13 protein-coding genes and 1 pseudogene are annotated in these 17,630 nt (G+C 57.5%); 12 read left to right on the top strand and 2 right to left on the bottom strand.

Translation table 11 applies throughout. The features are described 5' to 3' along the window. Window positions 1-211 precede the first annotated feature (211 nt). On the bottom strand, window positions 212-1,636 hold the full coding sequence (locus DM806_RS02585) for a family 43 glycosylhydrolase (protein WP_218647317.1): 1,425 nt from the start codon (window positions 1,634-1,636) through the stop codon (window positions 212-214). 413 nt (window positions 1,637-2,049) lie between these two features. Here DM806_RS02585 and DM806_RS02580 point away from each other — a divergent pair. The 3 genes and pseudogenes from DM806_RS02580 (at window position 2,050) to DM806_RS02570 (ending at window position 5,018) form a co-directional block, all read left to right on the top strand. After that, window positions 2,050-2,831, top strand: a pseudogene (locus DM806_RS02580) (IS5 family transposase). Between the two features lie 424 nt (window positions 2,832-3,255). Continuing rightward, a complete protein-coding gene (locus DM806_RS02575) occupies window positions 3,256-3,846 on the top strand; it encodes a TetR/AcrR family transcriptional regulator (RefSeq protein WP_179041687.1) in 591 nt (196 codons plus the stop codon). 383 nt (window positions 3,847-4,229) lie between these two features. Continuing rightward, a complete protein-coding gene (locus DM806_RS02570) occupies window positions 4,230-5,018 on the top strand; it encodes a MipA/OmpV family protein (RefSeq protein WP_179041686.1) in 789 nt (262 codons plus the stop codon). A 114-nt stretch (window positions 5,019-5,132) separates the two neighbouring features. Here DM806_RS02570 and DM806_RS02565 read toward each other — a convergent pair whose 3' ends face one another. Beyond that, a complete protein-coding gene (locus DM806_RS02565) occupies window positions 5,133-5,924 on the bottom strand; it encodes an IclR family transcriptional regulator (RefSeq protein WP_179041685.1) in 792 nt (263 codons plus the stop codon). 194 nt (window positions 5,925-6,118) lie between these two features. Here DM806_RS02565 and DM806_RS02560 point away from each other — a divergent pair, with 194 nt between their 5' ends. The 9 genes from DM806_RS02560 (at window position 6,119) to DM806_RS02525 (ending at window position 17,597) form a co-directional block, all read left to right on the top strand. Further along, entirely contained in the window at window positions 6,119-9,091 is a 2,973-nt protein-coding gene (locus DM806_RS02560; protein ID WP_179041684.1) for a TonB-dependent receptor, read from the top strand. 112 nt (window positions 9,092-9,203) lie between these two features. Continuing rightward, entirely contained in the window at window positions 9,204-10,409 is a 1,206-nt protein-coding gene (locus tag DM806_RS02555; protein WP_179041683.1) for a glycoside hydrolase family protein, read from the top strand. After that, on the top strand, window positions 10,406-11,623 hold the full coding sequence (locus DM806_RS02550) for an SGNH/GDSL hydrolase family protein (protein ID WP_372859196.1): 1,218 nt from the start codon (window positions 10,406-10,408) through the stop codon (window positions 11,621-11,623). The genes DM806_RS02555 and DM806_RS02550 overlap by 4 nt, the downstream gene beginning before the upstream one ends. 107 nt (window positions 11,624-11,730) lie before the next feature. After that, window positions 11,731-12,507, top strand: a complete 777-nt coding sequence (locus tag DM806_RS02545; protein WP_179041682.1) for an SDR family oxidoreductase — start codon at window positions 11,731-11,733, stop codon at window positions 12,505-12,507. Between the two features lie 12 nt (window positions 12,508-12,519). Further along, complete coding sequence (gene fucP / locus DM806_RS02540; protein ID WP_179041681.1) at window positions 12,520-13,812, top strand: L-fucose:H+ symporter permease; 1,293 nt, start codon at window positions 12,520-12,522, stop codon at window positions 13,810-13,812. Between the two features lie 3 nt (window positions 13,813-13,815). Next, window positions 13,816-14,832, top strand: coding sequence for a zinc-binding alcohol dehydrogenase family protein (locus DM806_RS02535; protein WP_256869059.1), 1,017 nt, complete (start codon window positions 13,816-13,818; stop codon window positions 14,830-14,832). Between the two features lie 248 nt (window positions 14,833-15,080). Then, a complete protein-coding gene (locus tag DM806_RS27110; RefSeq protein ID WP_256869058.1) occupies window positions 15,081-15,332 on the top strand; it encodes a transposase in 252 nt (83 codons plus the stop codon). After that, entirely contained in the window at window positions 15,218-15,886 is a 669-nt protein-coding gene (locus DM806_RS02530; protein ID WP_256869066.1) for an IS5 family transposase, read from the top strand. Before DM806_RS27110 ends, DM806_RS02530 begins: the two co-directional genes overlap by 115 nt. A 400-nt stretch (window positions 15,887-16,286) precedes the next feature. Further along, entirely contained in the window at window positions 16,287-17,597 is a 1,311-nt protein-coding gene (locus DM806_RS02525; RefSeq protein ID WP_218647316.1) for an MFS transporter, read from the top strand. Window positions 17,598-17,630: the final 33 nt, after the last annotated feature.

Below are 17,630 nucleotides of genomic sequence, written 5' to 3'. Positions count from 1 at the left end.
TTCATGCTCGGCTATGGCTGATCCATAACGGCCTTCGGTGATTATGCGCCGTCATCCTTTTGTTGTCTCGCGATGGTATGAGACCGTTCCACCAAAGTTCTTCCTCCGGTGAGATGATAGCGCCGTTCGCGTTTCTCATCTTGTTGCAAGAGGCTCGCCCACCTCGGAGCGGGTCTTTCGCGAATGACGTCCATCCCCCCAGCGAAACGCTCTATTGGCGCACTTCAAGGCGCTCGAATGAGATGGCATGACCTTTGCTGCCGGAGCGTTCTCCCTTCTTATTGACCCAGTACCAACCATCACCCACCACCGAGACGTTCATGGTGTAGGTGCCGCGTGGCAAGCGTGGCGTGATAAACTTCGCACTGGACACCAGATATTGGGAATACATGTCGACCGTCGATGACAGCACTTCATCCCCTTGGCTATTGCGTACGCTAATGCGGGCGTAGCCGCCATCGGGGCGTGCCACACTGTATAGGCCGGCCTGAGTGCCGGTAAATTTCACCGAGAAAGACGCGTCCTTATCAACCGTCATGCGGTGGCTGGGCTCGCCCGTCGCCGCCTGCTTCCAGGTACCTACAAAGCGCACCCGCCGGTCGGTGGCCGCAATGATTTGGCCATCGGTCCGTTTCGGTTGAAGGGTGCCGGTAGCTGTGTCGATCCGCCAGGCCTCCTGATATGCGGGCATGGCCAGTCTGTCGCCGTCCACCATCAGGGGCTGCCATATATATGTGGCAGCGCTTGCCTGACGTGGATACGACCAACGATCGCCCATGAACATGAAAGTGGTGTCTCGGGTGCCTTCGACCGGCAGCACGAACGTAACTTGTGAATTCCAGGTCAGCGTCCCTTCCGGTGCGATCAATCCCTGTCGCGTCCAAGGCCCGCGCAAGGATCTGGCTGTAAAATAATAATTGTCGTTCCGCTCCCAGCCAGTCAGATTGGACCCTACAAAAAAATAGATGTCGTCCTTGCGGAACAGCGCGGGCGATTCAAATCCATGCGCCATCGCTTGGTTCACATGTTCCCGGACGCTTCTGTAATCGTCGGCCAGACGATAAATGTCCCCCCCGTGCAGCAATATATAGCCGAGGCCGTCCTTGTCCTGGAATGTACCCATGTCCCACTTTCTAATGGGTTTCCCGTCGAACAGCAGGGGGCCATGGAAAGTGTACGGGCCGGCGACATTCTTTGCAGTGGCATAGCCGACAAACTGCCCACGATAGTCGATCGCATCTGCATGCATGAACATCACATATTCGCCGGTGCTGGGAGACCGCATGACTTTGGGCCGTTCGCCCACCGTATTCGGCCCAAGGGGCCCGGATCGCTGCACTGGCAGAGCCACCTTCTCGAAACGCCAATTGACTAGATCTTTAGATGAATAACAGTTGAACCCCGCGAACGCATTGGTCATGTCCTCATGCGCTTCACCGAAGAGGTAGTAGATATCGCCATCCTTGATGATGCCGGCGCCATGCGCGCTGACAGGAAGACCACGCTGATCGAGCCAGGGCGTGCCCGAATGGACCGCGTCATAGCGCCTCGGCGTTTGCGCAACCGTTGGATAGGCAAGGCCTGTAAGTACGAGCAGCGCGAAGGCGCGCGTGGTGGTCCATATCATCGTCTTCATCCCGTTATCTCTCATGACTGGCTGGAAGTGAAGCCTGTGCGGTGATGGTCGGCCACCCCATGCTCATCGTTCAAGGTGGCGCATTGTCCAGTTAAAGCTAGTTGGCGCATCCACCAACCAACGTTGATACTCACATCGCGATATCCAGCATTACCAGGCCCGGCCTAACGAGCGCATCGGTTACCCCGAACATCGCAGCTTTTCACAGTCCAGCGGCAAAGCTTTGAACGGGCTCGATCCCATGGGTGGCGTCGCCGCTGCTTGCCGAGTGATTTTGGGAATGTTGGACTGGGCACAGACCTGATCGGTCAGCAGTATCGCACCTATTGCCAAGAGGGCTAGGCCGCGTTGACAAAGTGGATTCCCAAATCGGCTGATTTCTGATTCAGAGCTTCTCTTTGCGAGGAGTGATGATGGCGCGAGGCGATCTGACAGACGAGGAATGGGATGTGATCGCGGGGCTGCTGCCATCGGAGCGCGGTCGCAAGTCCCGTCCTGCCCATGATAACCGGCGTTTTCTCAACGGCATGCTGCATGTTCTGCGGGTCGGCTGTCCGTGGCGGGATATGCACGAACGCTATGGCCTGTGGAACTCGGTCTATGTGCGGTTCCGACGCTGGGCCGAACAAGGTGTGTGGGATGCGATCCTGGCGACGCTGGTGGAATTGGGGCTGACCGACGACTGGCAGCATATGATCGACAGCACCATAGTTCGCGGCCATGTATCGGCAGTGGGCGGAAAAGGGGGGCTTGTGCGCAGGCTCTTGGTCGATCACGCGGCGGCTTTACGTGCAAGGTCCACGCCCGCTGTGACAATCAGGGACGCCCTCTCGGCTTCATCCTGACCGGTGGTGAAGCGTCCGACTATGGCGCTGTCGATGCCTTGATGGCGATCCCTGTCGCCAAGCCCAAGGCGCTGCTGGCAGACAAGGGCTATGACGGCGATGCTGTCCGCGAAAATCTGCTGATGCACGGCATCCTGCCGATCATCCCGCCCAAGGCCAATCGTCGTGAATCCATTCCCTGCGACTTCCGCCGCTATCGTGACCGCAACCGCATCGAGCGCATGTTCGGGCAACTCAAGCAGTTCCGCCGTGTCGCAACCCGTTACGACAAAACCGCCTTATCCTTCGCAAGCTTCCTGAACCTCGCCGCCATCCGCAAATGGCTGCCACACTTTGTCAACGCGACCTAGGCCAAGGGGCATAATCCTTCCAGGCTTCAGCGGGAATGGCCGTTGACTCGCGCCATTTCTGCGATAACTCTTCATTTATCAGATCCCATATATTGCTCTATGGTTCCAACATATATAATATTGTTGATAGCGGAAGCTGTTTCAGTCTGTGCGTATATCTCGCCAGCCCGCATTCCTCAGCGCACATAGCTATGTGAGATGCTTCCGTGAAGCGCCATATCAAAGAAATGACGCTGATCAAAAACCATGTAACAGGGTTGCAGACCATGCCTATCTCAGACAGCATTTGGTTGCGGTGACTGATGGATTAGCATCGTATGATGATGCATGATTCGGAAAAGCAGTTGCTCTCATATAGGCCGCCGTCTTTCTTCAGCGCTCTGGATGAGGCTTTTAAACAAGATTTTAGGTGATTAGGCATTTGATGAGTGAAGACACAGCTAAGCGCAGGCGGGGCGCTGCATTGGAGGAAGCGTTACTAGATGCTGCCTGGAGCGAATTGGAGCAACAGGGGTATGGCGATTTTACCTTCGAGGCCGTCGCTCGCCGGGCCCAAACAAGCAGACCGGTGCTATATCGTCGCTGGGACAGCCGACTCAAGCTGGCGACGGCGGCCATTCGTTACCATCTTGATAATAATCCGATCATCGTCCCTGATCTTGGCAATGTCCGGGACGAGCTAAAACAGCTTCTACGTCGATTTGCTGACCGCGCGCCGCCTAGATTGATGCGGTTGATGTTCGATATGAGCGAAGACATGGCGGCTGAAAAGACAAGCTGGACCGATAGGCGTTTCCAGGATCATCCGCTTCAGCCTGTCATTGAGCGAGCTGTTATGCGTGGCGAACTGCGCGTCGAGCAGCTGACGCCACGCATGCTGCAATTGCCAACGAGCCTTGTACTTCTGGAAGGAATCCTCACGCAAAGACGCGTAGATGATAGTGCGATCGAGGAAATCATCGACGAAATATTTTTGCCCGTAGCACGAGCAGAATCTTCGACCGAATGCATTTAAGGTGCAGTCCGATTCTTATTGACCGATTCGCCATTCTATAGGATACGATATGTATCTTAACTGAGGGCGCTCATAGGTGGCAATGGCTTTGGCATTTTGGTTCGTAGCGATGCCTGTCGGGCGTCCTTCAAAAGCGACGAGCGTCATGTGGCCCGCGCTTGGGCGGCAGGGGAACGTGGCAGATCATTTGCGCATCCAGGCAGCTCCAATTGATGGGCGACGGCTGATGTGTCCTGAACTGCAATGTTCTGGCGGCGTGATTGGGCAGCTTCTGACGCTGCTGCGCCGGAACAGCAAGACTTGCCGTCAGTGAAGCGCTGCCTCATCTCACGCCTCGTTACAAATAGCCAATCCATCCAACATACGTACCGGAGTTAAAAATCATGACGAGCTTCGCGACGATCCATCGCCGCCTGCGCCCCTATTATCCAGGAATTGCAAGTTTTATGGCGACTGCCGCTATAGTTCTCACAGCCTCCGCGGCCAATGCTCAAGATAGTGATCGCGTTGTACTGGGGGTCGGCGCTGTTGTGATCCCGGCCTATCAGGGGGCCGACAAGAACCGTATCCTCCCCATGCCGGTGATCGACATCAAGAAGGGTTGGTTTGTCGCCAACTTGCGTAATGGCATCGGCATTGCGCCGATCAATACCGGGATGATTACAGTAGGAGCCAGCGTGGTTTTTATCCAGGGTTACCGTCGTCGCGACGTTCCAGTCGGTATCGAGCGCCTGAAAGATGGCGTTGGCGCTCGTCTCTTTACCAACCTGCGAACTGGAGGTTTCATGACCACGATTGGGGTGACGAAAGGCATTTCAGGTGGAACGGAGGGGGCCATCGCGGATGCCAGCATATCCTACCCCATCCCTGTGTCATCGAAGGTTTCTTTGACGCCGGCGGTTGGCGTCACCTGGGCTGATGCCAAGCACAACGAGCGCTATTTTGGGATAACTCTCGCGGAATCGGTCGCCAGTGGCCTTCCGCAATTCTCGACTGGCAGCGGGTTTAAGGATCTGTCGGCTGGTGCCACCGCAGCCTATCGGTTGACAACGAACATCACTCTAACCGCGACTACCACCTACACAACGCTGTTAGGAGTAGTGAGAAACAGCCCCCAAATTGAACGCAAATCGGCACCTTCCGGATTTTTGACCGCAAGCTATCGTTTTTGACTACGCTCTTGGCAGAATTTTCCGCGGACGTCCTTGGCCAATCACTCCAACGACTGACAGGCCACGATCGGAAATGATCAATAGCCACCTACGCACAAGCTCCACATGGGGAGACTATGTGCGAGATGAGCTCTTGTTGAAGCCGAGTGTGTCGGAGATGGTATAGGTTGCTTCAGCCAGAAGTTGTCTCGACTCATCCATGCCAAGCTTCTGGGAGCCGTCGACCAATTCGAGGAATGGAACCGTCAACGCGGCGAGGATATCACCATCGAATCCAAAAATCGGAAAGCTGATGTCGGTGACGCCGAAGGTAATAGGGCTCTTTCGACAATCAAAACCCTGTTCGCGAACTTTCACCAGATCGTCCGATAATTTCCGGGTATCAAGATCTGATCGGTTTATGGTTGCCTGAGCGATAATGCGTTCGGTTCGCGCGGGAGGCGAGAAGGCAAGCAGAACATGTCCTGAGCAACTACGCAGCAGATCGATCGCCGCGCCAAGCTTCAAGGTGAAGCCACGGGTGCCGGGATTTTCCTGGCGCGCGATGACGAGCCCTTGCCCGCCATTTGCCACCACAAGATGGCAGGATTGTCCGATCGCTTCGCTCAACATTTCCATCTGAGGGATCGCTGCCGCAGAAATGTTTTGGGATGGCGTTCCGCCGAACGCAATCTCCAGCAATTTATAAGAAATCGCGTATTTGTCGGTAATCTCCGACTTCTGCAGATAGCCATGTTTTTCCATCACGATCACGATCCGAAAAAGCTCACCTACCGATCGCTCGAGCTTTGCAGCAATATCGCTGAGTAACAATCCGCCAGCATTTTTGCTTAATAACTCCATGATCTCAAATGATTTTTCGAGCGCTGGCGCGTTATAAGTTCCCTTCAGACCCGTTCGATTCATCGGTCATCCTCTCCGTTTCGCATCCGACTAGACCTTCCTCTTGCATCACACAACTTGCGCGCCGCTCCACATAGCGGTGCATTTTTCCCCAAAGTGGCATTTAGCCGTTGACGTATGTGAGAATGTAATCGCATATATAAAACCACTGATTTTGGAAGACCGGATTATCGGCGGCCATTTGGGGAGGGTAAATCATGGGAAAGAGCAGCATATCCAAGGCTTCGACGGTTAAGTGTGGAACGGCCCTGGTCTGCATCGCGTGGAGTAGCCTGGCTTTTGGCCAGTCGGTCGATCTGCCCGCTTCGCAAGGCGCAGACGTTCCCGCCGCTAACATCGTCGTCACAGGCTTTCGCTCAAGCCTGACTAAAGCTCTGACCGCCAAACGGGAGGATGCGGGTGTCATCGACACGATTTTGGCGGAGGATATCGGGAAATTTCCAGATTCCAATCTGGCTGAATCCATGCAGCGCGTGCCGGGCGTGGCGCTGGCTCGGGGCGATGGAGGCGAGGGCAAGAATATTTCCGTCCGTGGTCTTGGAGCAGCCTTTACCAAGGTCCGTCTGAACGGCATGGAAGGCAGTTCGCAGACGGGCAGCTCGGACATCTATGGTGCGGGCAATCGCGGCCGAAGCTTCGATTTCAACGTCTTCGCGTCTGAACTTTTTAGCGCGCTTACGGTTCGCAAGACGTCGGCAGCGGATATCGAAGAAGGATCACTGGGCGCGACGGTCGACCTGAAGACCGCTGGTCCGCTGGACTATAATCAGGATTTTGTCCTAACAGCGCGCGTCCAGGGAAGCTGGAACGAGATCCGCGACGAAGTCGATCCGCGCGCATCCATGTTGGTTTCCAAAAAGTTCGCAGACGGTCGATTGGGCGTGCTGGGCTCGGTTGCATACACAAGGCGGCGGACGCGGGAAATGGGCTATTCCGGGGTCAACATCCTGCGCGCGTCGGATGATGGCGGCTTCTGCTCGCCGCTTGGCGGTTCGCCGCAGGTGCCGGCCAACAACGCCGCCAAAGGCGTTACCGCTGCCAATTGCGGAACAGGTGTCCCCCGCACGTCCGTAGCATCGGCATATAATGCAGTCTTCAGCCGCCCGGGCATCGCGGGTGGATCGGCGCCCGGCGTTGCAGGAGGGGGTACCTATCATCCGCGAATCCCACGCTACGTCAATTCGGAACAGGATTATGATCGCCTTGGCGCCACGGCATCGTTGCAATGGGAGCCACGCGATGGGACACGCATTTCGCTCGACGGATTACTTGCGATTTTCGATGTCGAACGGCGCGACAACTTTATTTCGGGGCTCTCCTTCGGTCGTAACCTGACGAACAACGGGAAGCCCATGACGTCGATCGTTGACGCATCGGTGACGCGGGACGGCACGCTGGAATATGGCAAGTTCAATGGCGTCGATGTTCGGTCAGAAAATCAGACGGACCGGTTCAAGTCCACCTTCAAACAGTTGACGCTGAATTTGGAACATGAATTCAGCGACGCGTTCAAAATCTACGGATTGGTTGGCAAATCGAGCTCGATTTTTAACAACCCCATTCGCACGACCGTGAATATCGACGCGATCAATCAGAATGGCTTTTCCTATGATTTCCGCGATCGCGGCAATATTCCGCTGATCGATTTCGGATTCGACATAACCAATCCCGCTGCCTTTGCATTTACCGGAACAGCGGCGGACGGAACCGTGCGCGGGACGGTCGTAACCCGCCGCCTGCGGTCGAAGATCGACAACGGCACGGCAGAACTGAATGGACTTTGGTCAGTCGCTGAAGGCTTCAAGCTTCGCTTCGGTGGCCAGTTTCGTGAGACGGACTTCAGGGTCGTAAGCTTCTCACGCACGGCCGCCAACAACATCGCCGTTCCGGCTTTCCCGGCCGGAAAATCATTGGCGGACGTCACCCGCCAGATCACCGGCTTTGGCAAAGGGCTGGGCGCTGGCGTTCCATCCAGTTGGGTCGCTGTCGACTATGACAAGTTCAATGATCTGTTCGATACAGAGGCGCGGCAGGGTATCTTCGCCGATTGCTCGGTGGAATGCGGTGTCGTCAACGACAACAGCGCCATTCGCGAAAGGATTTCCGTAGGCTATGGCCAGGCGGAGTTCGATACCGGTGATCTGCTGCCATTCGTTATCCGCGGCAATGCTGGTCTGCGCTATGTGCGCACCGCGCAGCGATCGATCGGATACATCCCAATAGCAACACCGGCAGGATCGCCGTTTCCGCAGACCGGGCGAGAGGTCACGATCAGGCGCAGCTATGAAGACTGGCTGCCTTCGGTCAACATCGCCATGGAATTCAGCGACAAGCTAATCCTGCGCCTGGCGGCGGCCGATGTGCTGTCCCGGCCCGAACTGTCAAACCTGACGCCGGGCGGCTCGGTCAACACCACGACCCGCACGATCAGCAATGGCAACGCCCTGCTCAAGCCGATCCGTTCAAGTACTTACGATGCGTCGTTGGAGTGGTATTTCGCGTCAGGCGCTCTGTTGTCGGTCGGTTATTTCCGTAAAGATATTTCTTCCTACATCCAGGTGCTGAACAATTCTGTGGTTTACTCCGACACCGGATTGCCCGCGTCGCTGCTGGACGGCTCGCCTTCCTCACCCTCGGATATCTTTACGGTCAGCCAAGTCGTCAACACACCTGGCGGTCCGTTGGACGGATTCGAAATCAACTATCAGCAGCCGTTCAAATTCCTGCCGGGTTTTCTGTCTAACCTGGGGCTTCTGGCCAACTATACCCGCGTCCAGTCGAAGATCACCTATTTCCTAAATAGTAGCGGTGGCGTGCCGACCCAAACCACCGTCAACGACCTGCTTGGCCTGTCGAAAAATGCGGCGAGCGGCACGCTATATTATGAAGATTCCAAATTCAGTATTCGCGGAACCCTATCCTATCGCGGACCCTATATTCGCGCGATCCCGTCAGGCGGGCCGGACAGCGATATCATCGGTAACAAAAGCAATGTGTATGTCGATGCGTCGGCATCATATCAGCTTACCGATCGCATCCAGTTTACGGTGGAGGCGCAAAATCTGACGGATGAGCGGAACACCCTATTTATCGACTCCCAGCGTCAGGATCCTCTTTTCGAAACGCGGATCGGACGTACTGTCACGGTCGGCGCGTCGTTCAAATTTTGATGCTCCCCTGGCGTCGCACCGGTCTGCGCACCGGCGCGGCGCCCTTTTTTGCTGGCCTGCAATGACATCAACAAGCCCTGTTGCGGTCCAAAACGAAGGAAGAATGACGATGTTGGCAATGCGCAGCAGTCCAAAGCTCTTTGCCCTCCTGTCGATTTCCGCGGTGATGAGCATTGCGGTCGCGCTGCATTCGCACGCTTATGGGCAGGCAAGCGACCCGGCTCAGACAAAGCCAGCCGAGGTGCCCATAATTGGCCCGAAAGCTTTCATCGATTATTTCAAGCCGACCCCTGTCAAAGGACGCCTTTCTAAGACGGTTTGGGGCGCCAAAGATGTCGGGCCGCGAGATACCCGCAACGGCCTTGAAGATGCCTCCCTTACAGAATGGAATTATTGGGACGGCCAGATCTTAAGAGGGGCGGATGGCAAGTATCGCATGTTCGCCAGCCGATGGGATCAGGCGCTGGGCCATGACGCTTGGAAAAAATCTCTGGCCGTGCGGGCCATAAGCGACGCCGCGACCGGTCCCTATCGCGACATGGGGCTGACGTGGCCGGACGATCAGGGCGGTCTTGGTCATAATGTGACCGCGCTTCGCTTGCCAGCCGGGCAGTACGCAATCGTCGTCAGCGAAACGCGTAACGGCGATGTTTTTACATCGGACTCGATTGATGGTCCCTGGAAGCGCCTTGGGAGCATCACGGTCGACCAGAGCCGCTACAAGTCTCTCAAGACGCCCGGCGACACGCAGGAATCAACGCAGCTGAAGCCTTGGAAAGCGTCGAATGTCGGCATCATCGCGCGGCCTGATGGAAAATTCGAGATCATTCAGCGGTCGGGGCAGATCCTGATCAGCTCCAACGGCATCCTTGGTCCCTATGCAGTCATGGGCGACAGCATCTACCGTAACTTGCCCGGCCTGCCGCAGAATGACATGCGAGCGTATGAAGACCCGGCAGTCTGGTACAGTGGCGGCTGGTATCATGTCCTGGTCAACCACTGGCGCGACCGGCGGGCCTATCACCTGATTTCGCGCGATGGGGTTGTCGGCTGGAAGGTCCAAGGGCTTGCCTACGAACCGGGCGCCGATTTCATTCGCTACACAAATGGCACGGTCAACAACTGGTACAAGCTCGAGCGGCCCGGCGTCCTGATCGAGAAAGGCCATGTCACTGCGCTGACCTTCGCCGTGGTCGATATCGTCAAGGAACAGCAACAAGGTAATGATGGGCATGGCAGCAAGGTCATCGTCGTACCGTTCGACGGCGCGGCGATGGATCGCGACTTGGCAGACATAGACAAGCGAGCAGGGTCGTGAAGTCCGTCGCATGGTGGAAGGGGCTATGCGGCAAGGCCGCTCTCTTGCTCGGCTGCGTTGCAGCCCTTCAGGCTGAACCGTCCCACGCCCAATATTGGGCAGGTAGTTGGGCAGCCGCGCCCCAGGCGCCGCTTTCGGGAAATAGCCGGCCCATACCGGACCTGACCGATCGGACGATACGGCAGGTCGTGCGCATCAGCAGTGGTGGCAAGCAGGTTCGCATTCGCCTGTCGAACGAAATGTCCGATACCGCTTTGAGGCTGGATTCAGTGCGTATCGCCTATGCAGACGCTGCCGGTCGGATCGTACCTGGAAGTGATCGCGTCGTCACCTTCGATGGACGTGCCGATGTGCAAATCCCCGGGCATGCCCCCATGATAAGCGACCCGGTTGCCTTAGCCGTTCAACGCCTGTCGAGACTGGCCATCAGCCTTCACTTTCGTGAGCCCGTTGTCCGGCCGACGATCCACAGCCACGCAGCATCGACGGCGTGGATCGCGCCGGGCGATCAGACCTCTGCTCCTTCCATGGAAGCGAGCGCGCCTTTCATGCAGCGGCTAGTCATTTCCGGCGTGGAAGTGGAAAACCGTCGTGCGGTAAACACCATCGTCACGTTCGGAGATTCCATCACGGACGGCGCGCTCGCATCGATCGATTCAGATCAGCGGTGGCCCGATCTGCTCGCGCAAAAACTTCAAGCGGGCGGCAAGAGACCGGGGGTCGCCAACCTGGGTCTGGGCGGCAATCGGCTGCTGGCGGATGGAACCGGACTGAATGCTCTGGCCCGCTTCGATCGGGATGTTCTGGCAGTACCGGGCGTCAGTCATGTGATTATTATGGAAGGGGTCAACGATATCGGAACGGCCACGCGGGACAAGCTGCCGTTGCCGACGGCCCAAGTCCTGACCGCTGCGATACGGCAGTTGATTACACGCGCTCACGGGCACGGCGTCAAAGCCATATTGGCGACTATCCTGCCCTATAAGGGCGCTGGCTATTGGAGCGAAGAGGGCGAGCAGGTGCGGCAAGCCGTAAACCTTTGGATCAGGACGAGCGGGCAAGGTGACGGCTTCATCGATTTCGACAAGGCTCTCGCCGACAAAAGCGACGCCGCTCACATAGCCGCCGCGTTCGACGGGGGTGATCATCTCCACCCCAATGATGCAGGCTTCCGGGCGATGGCAGATGCTATCGACCTGAAGCTCCTGAAATAGGGGATGGCAGCGATGCACTGGGGCAATGGCACAAATAAGCCGCCGCTGATGATCGGCGACGCTCCTGAAATACAACAGCCGATGTCCGTCGATGATGGGAGCCGCTTGTGAAGCTGGGCCTTGAAAACAAACTTGTCATTATCACCGGCGTCGGCGCAGGCATAGGCGGCGCGATTTCGATGGTGCTGGCCGAGGAGGGCGCGATCCCCGCTATCCTTGGGCGCAGTGCGCTTGACCCGAAGTTCGAGGCGACAATCCGCGCGCTTCAGCCCGGAACGATCTTCATACAGACAGAAATGACCGACGATGACGCCTGCGCCCAAGCGGTAAGGCAGATCATATCTGCCGGGCACGGCATTTATGGGCTGGTCAACAATGCCGGGCGCAACGACAGCGTCGGGCTGGAAGCAGGGACGGCGGCGTTCGTGGCGTCCGTGACCGCCAATCTGGGTCATTATTACGCTATGGCTCACCATAGCTTACCGCACCTGAAGGCCAGCCGAGGTTCGATCGTCAACATATCGTCCAAAACCGCGCTGACCGGACAGGGCGACACTAGCGGCTATGTTGCCGCCAAGGCCGCGCAGTTGGGCCTGACCCGCGAATGGGCCGCCTCGTTGGTGAAGGATGGCGTGCGCGTCAACGCTGTGCTGCCGGCCGAAGTGATGACCCCGCTTTATCGCAGCTGGATCGCCACCTTCCCTGAGCCGGACGCGAAACTGGAAGACATCGTTGCGCGCATTCCGCTGGGACGACGCATGACCACCGACCGGGAGATCGCCGATAGCGTGGTGTTCCTGCTGTCGGAACGATCCTCGCATACGACCGCGCAATGGATCATACCGGATGGCGGCTACACGGATCTTGATCGTGCGATCGGCTGAAGGAAATAGAGGATGACACGCGCCCGTTCCGCCCTCCTGCCCCTGATGCTGATCACAAGCTTGTTTTTCCTGTGGGGCATGGCCAACAATCTGAACGACATCTTGATCAAGCAGTTCAAGAAGGCGTTCATCCTGACCGACCTGGAAACCGGGTTCGTACAGTCGGCCTTCTACATGGGCTATTTCCTGCTGGCCCTGCCCGCCGGACTGATGATGCGGCGCTATGGATATAAGGCAGCGGTAGTGCTGGGCTTGATCCTCTATGGCGCAGGAGCGCTGCTTTTCTATCCTGCTGCGCAGATGCAGGCCTATGGCCTGTTTCTGTTCGCGCTGTTCGTGATCGCTGCGGGCCTGGCCTTCCTTGAGACATCGGCAAACCCGCTCATCACGGTACTGGGCGATCCCAAAGACAGCGAAAGGCGCTTGACGCTGGCGCAGGCTTTCAACCCGGTAGGATCGGTAACGGGCCTGTTGATCGGCAAATATCTGATCCTGTCTGGCATCGAACATTCCGATGAAACGCTGGCGTCGATGACGGCCGCGCAGCGCACGGCATTCTACGCCAGTGAAGCGCAGGCAGCGCAGGGGCCCTATATCGCCATTGGCCTGTTCGTGCTGGTGTGGGCGATCATCGTTGCGCTGACGCGTTTCCCGGTACAGGCTGAAAGCCCCCAGCCACTGGAGGGTAGGGCAATCGGCTGGCGGGAGTCGATCGCCGGGCTGTTCTGCCGTCGACACTTCATGCTGGGCGTCGCGGCACAGTTCTTCTACGTCGGCGCGCAGGTGGGAGTGTGGAGCTATACCATCCGCTATGCGCAGGAAGCGATCGGGATTGGCGAGCGGGCGGCCGCCGACTGGGTGATCGCGGCCACGATATTGTTCCTGATCGGGCGGTTCGTGGGTGTGGCGCTGATGAGCCGGGTCAATCCAGCCAGGCTGATGATGATCTACGCCGTCATCAATGTCGCATTGGTGCTGCTGGCAGTCGTGACAACCGGGTTGCCAGGGTTGCTGGCGCTGACCGCAATCAGCTTCTTCATGTCGATCATGTTCCCCACCATCTTTGCCATGAGCGTAAAGGGATTGGGGGAATACACCCAGACCGGTTCGTCGCTTGTTGTGATGGCAATCATCGGCGGCGCGGTGCTGACGCCGATCATGGGCGCTGTGTCGACGGTTACGAGCATTCATCTGGCGATGCTGGTTCCTGCCGCCTGCTTTGCGATCATCGCGCTGTTCGCGTTCTCCAGCCTATCCCGTTCCGGCGACATGGCGTCGGATATCAAACCTTTCACAGGACATTGAACAATGAAGATGAATGTCGTCGTGTGTACCCGACCGGGCCAGTTGGATATGATCCAGCGCGAGAGACCGATGCGCCAACCGGGCGAAGTGCTGATCCGCGTCCGGCGCGTAGGAATGTGCGGCACAGATATGCATATCTATCGTGGGGTACAGCCCTTTCTGGAGTATCCTCGCGTGATGGGCCACGAAGTGTCGGGCGAGGTTGCAGAGGTCGATGAAGGGGCGGGGCTATCGCCCGGCGATCAGGTCTATGTCATGCCCTATATGTCTTGTGGCACATGCATCGCCTGCGCGAAGGGCAAGACCAATTGTTGCACACGGATAGAGGTTTTGGGCGTGCACCGTGATGGCGCTTTGGCTGAATATATCACGGTTCCGCACAGGTTCGTGGTGAAGGCCGAGGGCATCGACCTGGACGCAGCTGCTATGATCGAGTTTCTGGCGATCGGCGCGCATGCGGTCCGGCGCGCGAACATCACAGTCGGACGAAAAACGCTGGTAGTAGGCGCTGGGCCGATTGGAATTGCGGCGGCGATCTTTGCCAAGGCGGCTGGGGGTATGGTGACGGCGATCGATGCGCGTCAGGACCGGCTGGACACGTGCCGCGATGCAGTCGGGGTAGAACATATTGTCGTCGCACGTGAAGAGGCCGATGCGGAATTGTCCAGACTGACCGATGGCGATTTTTATGATGTGGTAATCGACGCAACGGGAAGCCCTGCGGCGATAGAAGCTGGATTTGCAAGGGTCGGGCATGGCGGCACCTATGTGCTCGTATCGGTCGTGGCGGCCGATATCCGCTTTTCCGATCCTGAATTTCACAAACGCGAGACAACATTACTCGCTAGCCGAAACGCGACTGCTGAGGATTTCGAAACGGTTGTGACGGCGATGCGTGCGGGGAAAGTTCCGCTGGCTGCGCTGGCGACACACCGGGCGACGCTCACCGAATTGGCGGAAGCGTTGCCACGCTGGATGGACCCTAGGGAAAGGGTTATCAAGGCACTGGTGGAATTGTAACCCCGTTCGCCACCGAAGTAAAAGGCCCGCAATAAACGCGAGGCTTAAAGCAAAACCACCGCACCTTTCTGGGTGCGGTGGTTTTGCTTTCCCTTATCAGAAGTTAACCGACACCCGCACGCCGTATGTACGCGGTGCCCCGAACTGAAAGTTGTAGATGTCGTCCGGCCCTGCCGCGATGTAGCTAGGGTCAGGACCCATTGATATAACCGGCTCGATCTGATTCAGGCTCCGCGAGGAGATTGCAGATGAGCGATCTGTATTGGCTCACGGACGAGCAGATGGCTCGGCTTGAGCCCTACTTTCCCAAGAGCCATGGCAAACCGCGTGTCGACGATCGCCGGGTGTTGAGCGGGATCATTTTCGTCAATCGGAATGGGTTGCGCTGGCGGGATGCACCAAAGGACTATGGGCCGCACAAGCCTGTCCTGAGCCTGTCGAAGGGACGCTTTACAACCGCTGGAAGCGGTGGGGTGACAAGGGCGTTTTCCTTCGGATGATGGAAGGTCTGGCAGCGCCTCAGGCTTCCGAACGCAGGACGGTTATGATCGACGCAACCTATCTCAAGGCCCACCGCACGGCATCCAGCCTTGCGGTAAAAAAGCGGCGCGGGACGCCTGATCGGACGCACGAAAGGCGGTATGAACACCAAGGCTCTCCTGAGCTTGTCGAAGGGCTCCATGCCGTTACCGATGCGAACGGCCGTCCGATCAGTTTCTTCATGACCGCAGGGCAGGTCAGCGATTATATCGGTGCCGCTGCCCTGTTGGACGAACTTCCCAAAGCCCAATGGTTGCTCGCTGATCGCGGCTACGATGCCGACTGGTTCCGCGATGCTTTGCAGGAAAAGGGTATCACCCCCTGCATCCCCGGTCGCAAATCCCGGAACAAGGCCGTCAAACACGACAAGCGCCGCTACAAACGGCGCAACCGCATCGAGATCATGTTCGGCCGCCTCAAAGACTGGCGACGGGTCGCGACGCGCTACGACCGATGCCCCAACGCCTTCTTCTCGGCAATCGCCGTCGCTGCCACCGTCATCTTTTGGCTTTGATCAGTGAGTCCTGAGCCTAGGTCCGGACTGTCCGGTAACGGGCAGGTCGCGACCAACTCAAGCCATTCCGCCCTGGACGCGTGAACGATCGGTTGCGTCAGGTCCCGACATAGCGGCTATCATCTGTTTGTCGCCGGTTAGCCGATCATGGTTCGGTTACTGAGCGACAAAATCTGACTGTCAGTCGCACCGTGCTGGCGAGAGCGGATCAGCCCAAGCTTAACCTATCTCATTTAATTTTTGGCATTTGCCCAGAAAAAAAAGGATGTGCTCGTCTGAATATCCCCGGCCTCACAAAGATTTCTGGCGCTTGTCCAACTAGCATGTGGCTACGACGTTCCTTCCTTACTTGGAGGGCTGCGTATAGCCGAGAACCAGAAACGCCATAGGAGGGCGCTCCATGACTGCCGCAGCCTTACCCATGTCCACATCGGATGATATGAGGCAGACCTACAGGAAGATCGCCGTGCGCGTGATCCCTTTCCTCTTTGTCTGCTACCTTTTCAATTATATCGACCGGGTCAATGTGGGCTTTGCCAAGCTGCAGATGCTGGACGATCTGAGCATGAGCGAGACCGTCTACGGGCTTGGCGCGGGCATTTTCTTTATCGGCTATCTCGCCTGCGGGGTGCCGAGCAATCTGATCCTCCAGCGGCTGGGCGCGCGCCGCTGGGTCGCGGTTATGATGGTGACATGGGGGCTGTTTTCAACATCGCTGATGTTCGTGCAGACACCCGCACACTTCTATCTCCTGCGTTTCCTGACCGGGGCGGCGGAGGCTGGCTTTTTCCCCGGTATCGTCCTGTACCTGACGGGCTGGTTCCCCCGTACGCAACATGGCCGTGTCATGACCATCTTCATGTCCGCTATCCCCGTCTCCGGCGTGCTGGGCGGCCCTGTTTCGGGTTGGATACTTGGCCATTTCGCTGCTGGCCATGGTGGGCTTGCTGCATGGCAATGGCTGTTCCTATTGCAGGGATTGCCTACCGTGCTGCTGGGTGTTGCGGTCTGGTTCGTCCTAAGCGACGGCATTGATGCGGCACCGTGGCTGGACGCTGGCGAAAAGCGGGCCTTGCACGACGCTATCGTTCAGGATGAAAAGACCAAACCCATAACGGCCGCCGACAGTTTCTCGGCCGTGCTGCGCAATCCGACGATCTGGATGCTGGGCCTGCTGTATTTCTGCATCCAGAGTGGCGTCTACGCCATTAATTTCTGGCTGCCTACGATCATCCAGTCCAGCGGCGAGAGCGATCCGCTGATGATCGGCCTGATGAGTGCCATCCCTTATCTGGCCGCCGTCATCTTCATGATCATGATGGGCCGTTCGGCGGATCGGCGGCAGGAAAGGCGCTGGCATCTGACGATCCCGTTGACCATTGGTCTGACTGGTCTGATCATCGCCGCAACGGCGACCGGCAATCCTGGCCTGTCCCTGTTCGGCATGACGCTGGCGGCGATGGGCGCGCTGACAGGCTTGCCGATGTTCTGGCCGCTTACCAACAGCTATCTTAGCGCGGCGGCAGCGGCTGGTGGTTTCGCCCTCATAAATTCGACCGGGCAACTGGCCGGGTTCGTCAGCCCCTATTTGGTCGGCTGGATCAAGGATGCATCAGGCAGCACGCAGGCGGCGCTGTTTACTCTGGCCATTGCCCTGGCGGTTGGCGTGTTATTAACGCTTCGCATCCCCGCCAGCATCGCCAATCGCTGAAGCCCTCCATAGCCAAAAACGCGCCAAGGATAG

Origin of the sequence: Sphingobium lactosutens (assembly GCF_013393185.1) — a bacterium.
GTDB classification, from domain to species: domain Bacteria; phylum Pseudomonadota; class Alphaproteobacteria; order Sphingomonadales; family Sphingomonadaceae; genus Sphingobium; species Sphingobium lactosutens_A.
Note: the sequence above shows the minus strand (reverse complement) of the source record. Positions and strands in the feature narration are given on the sequence as shown.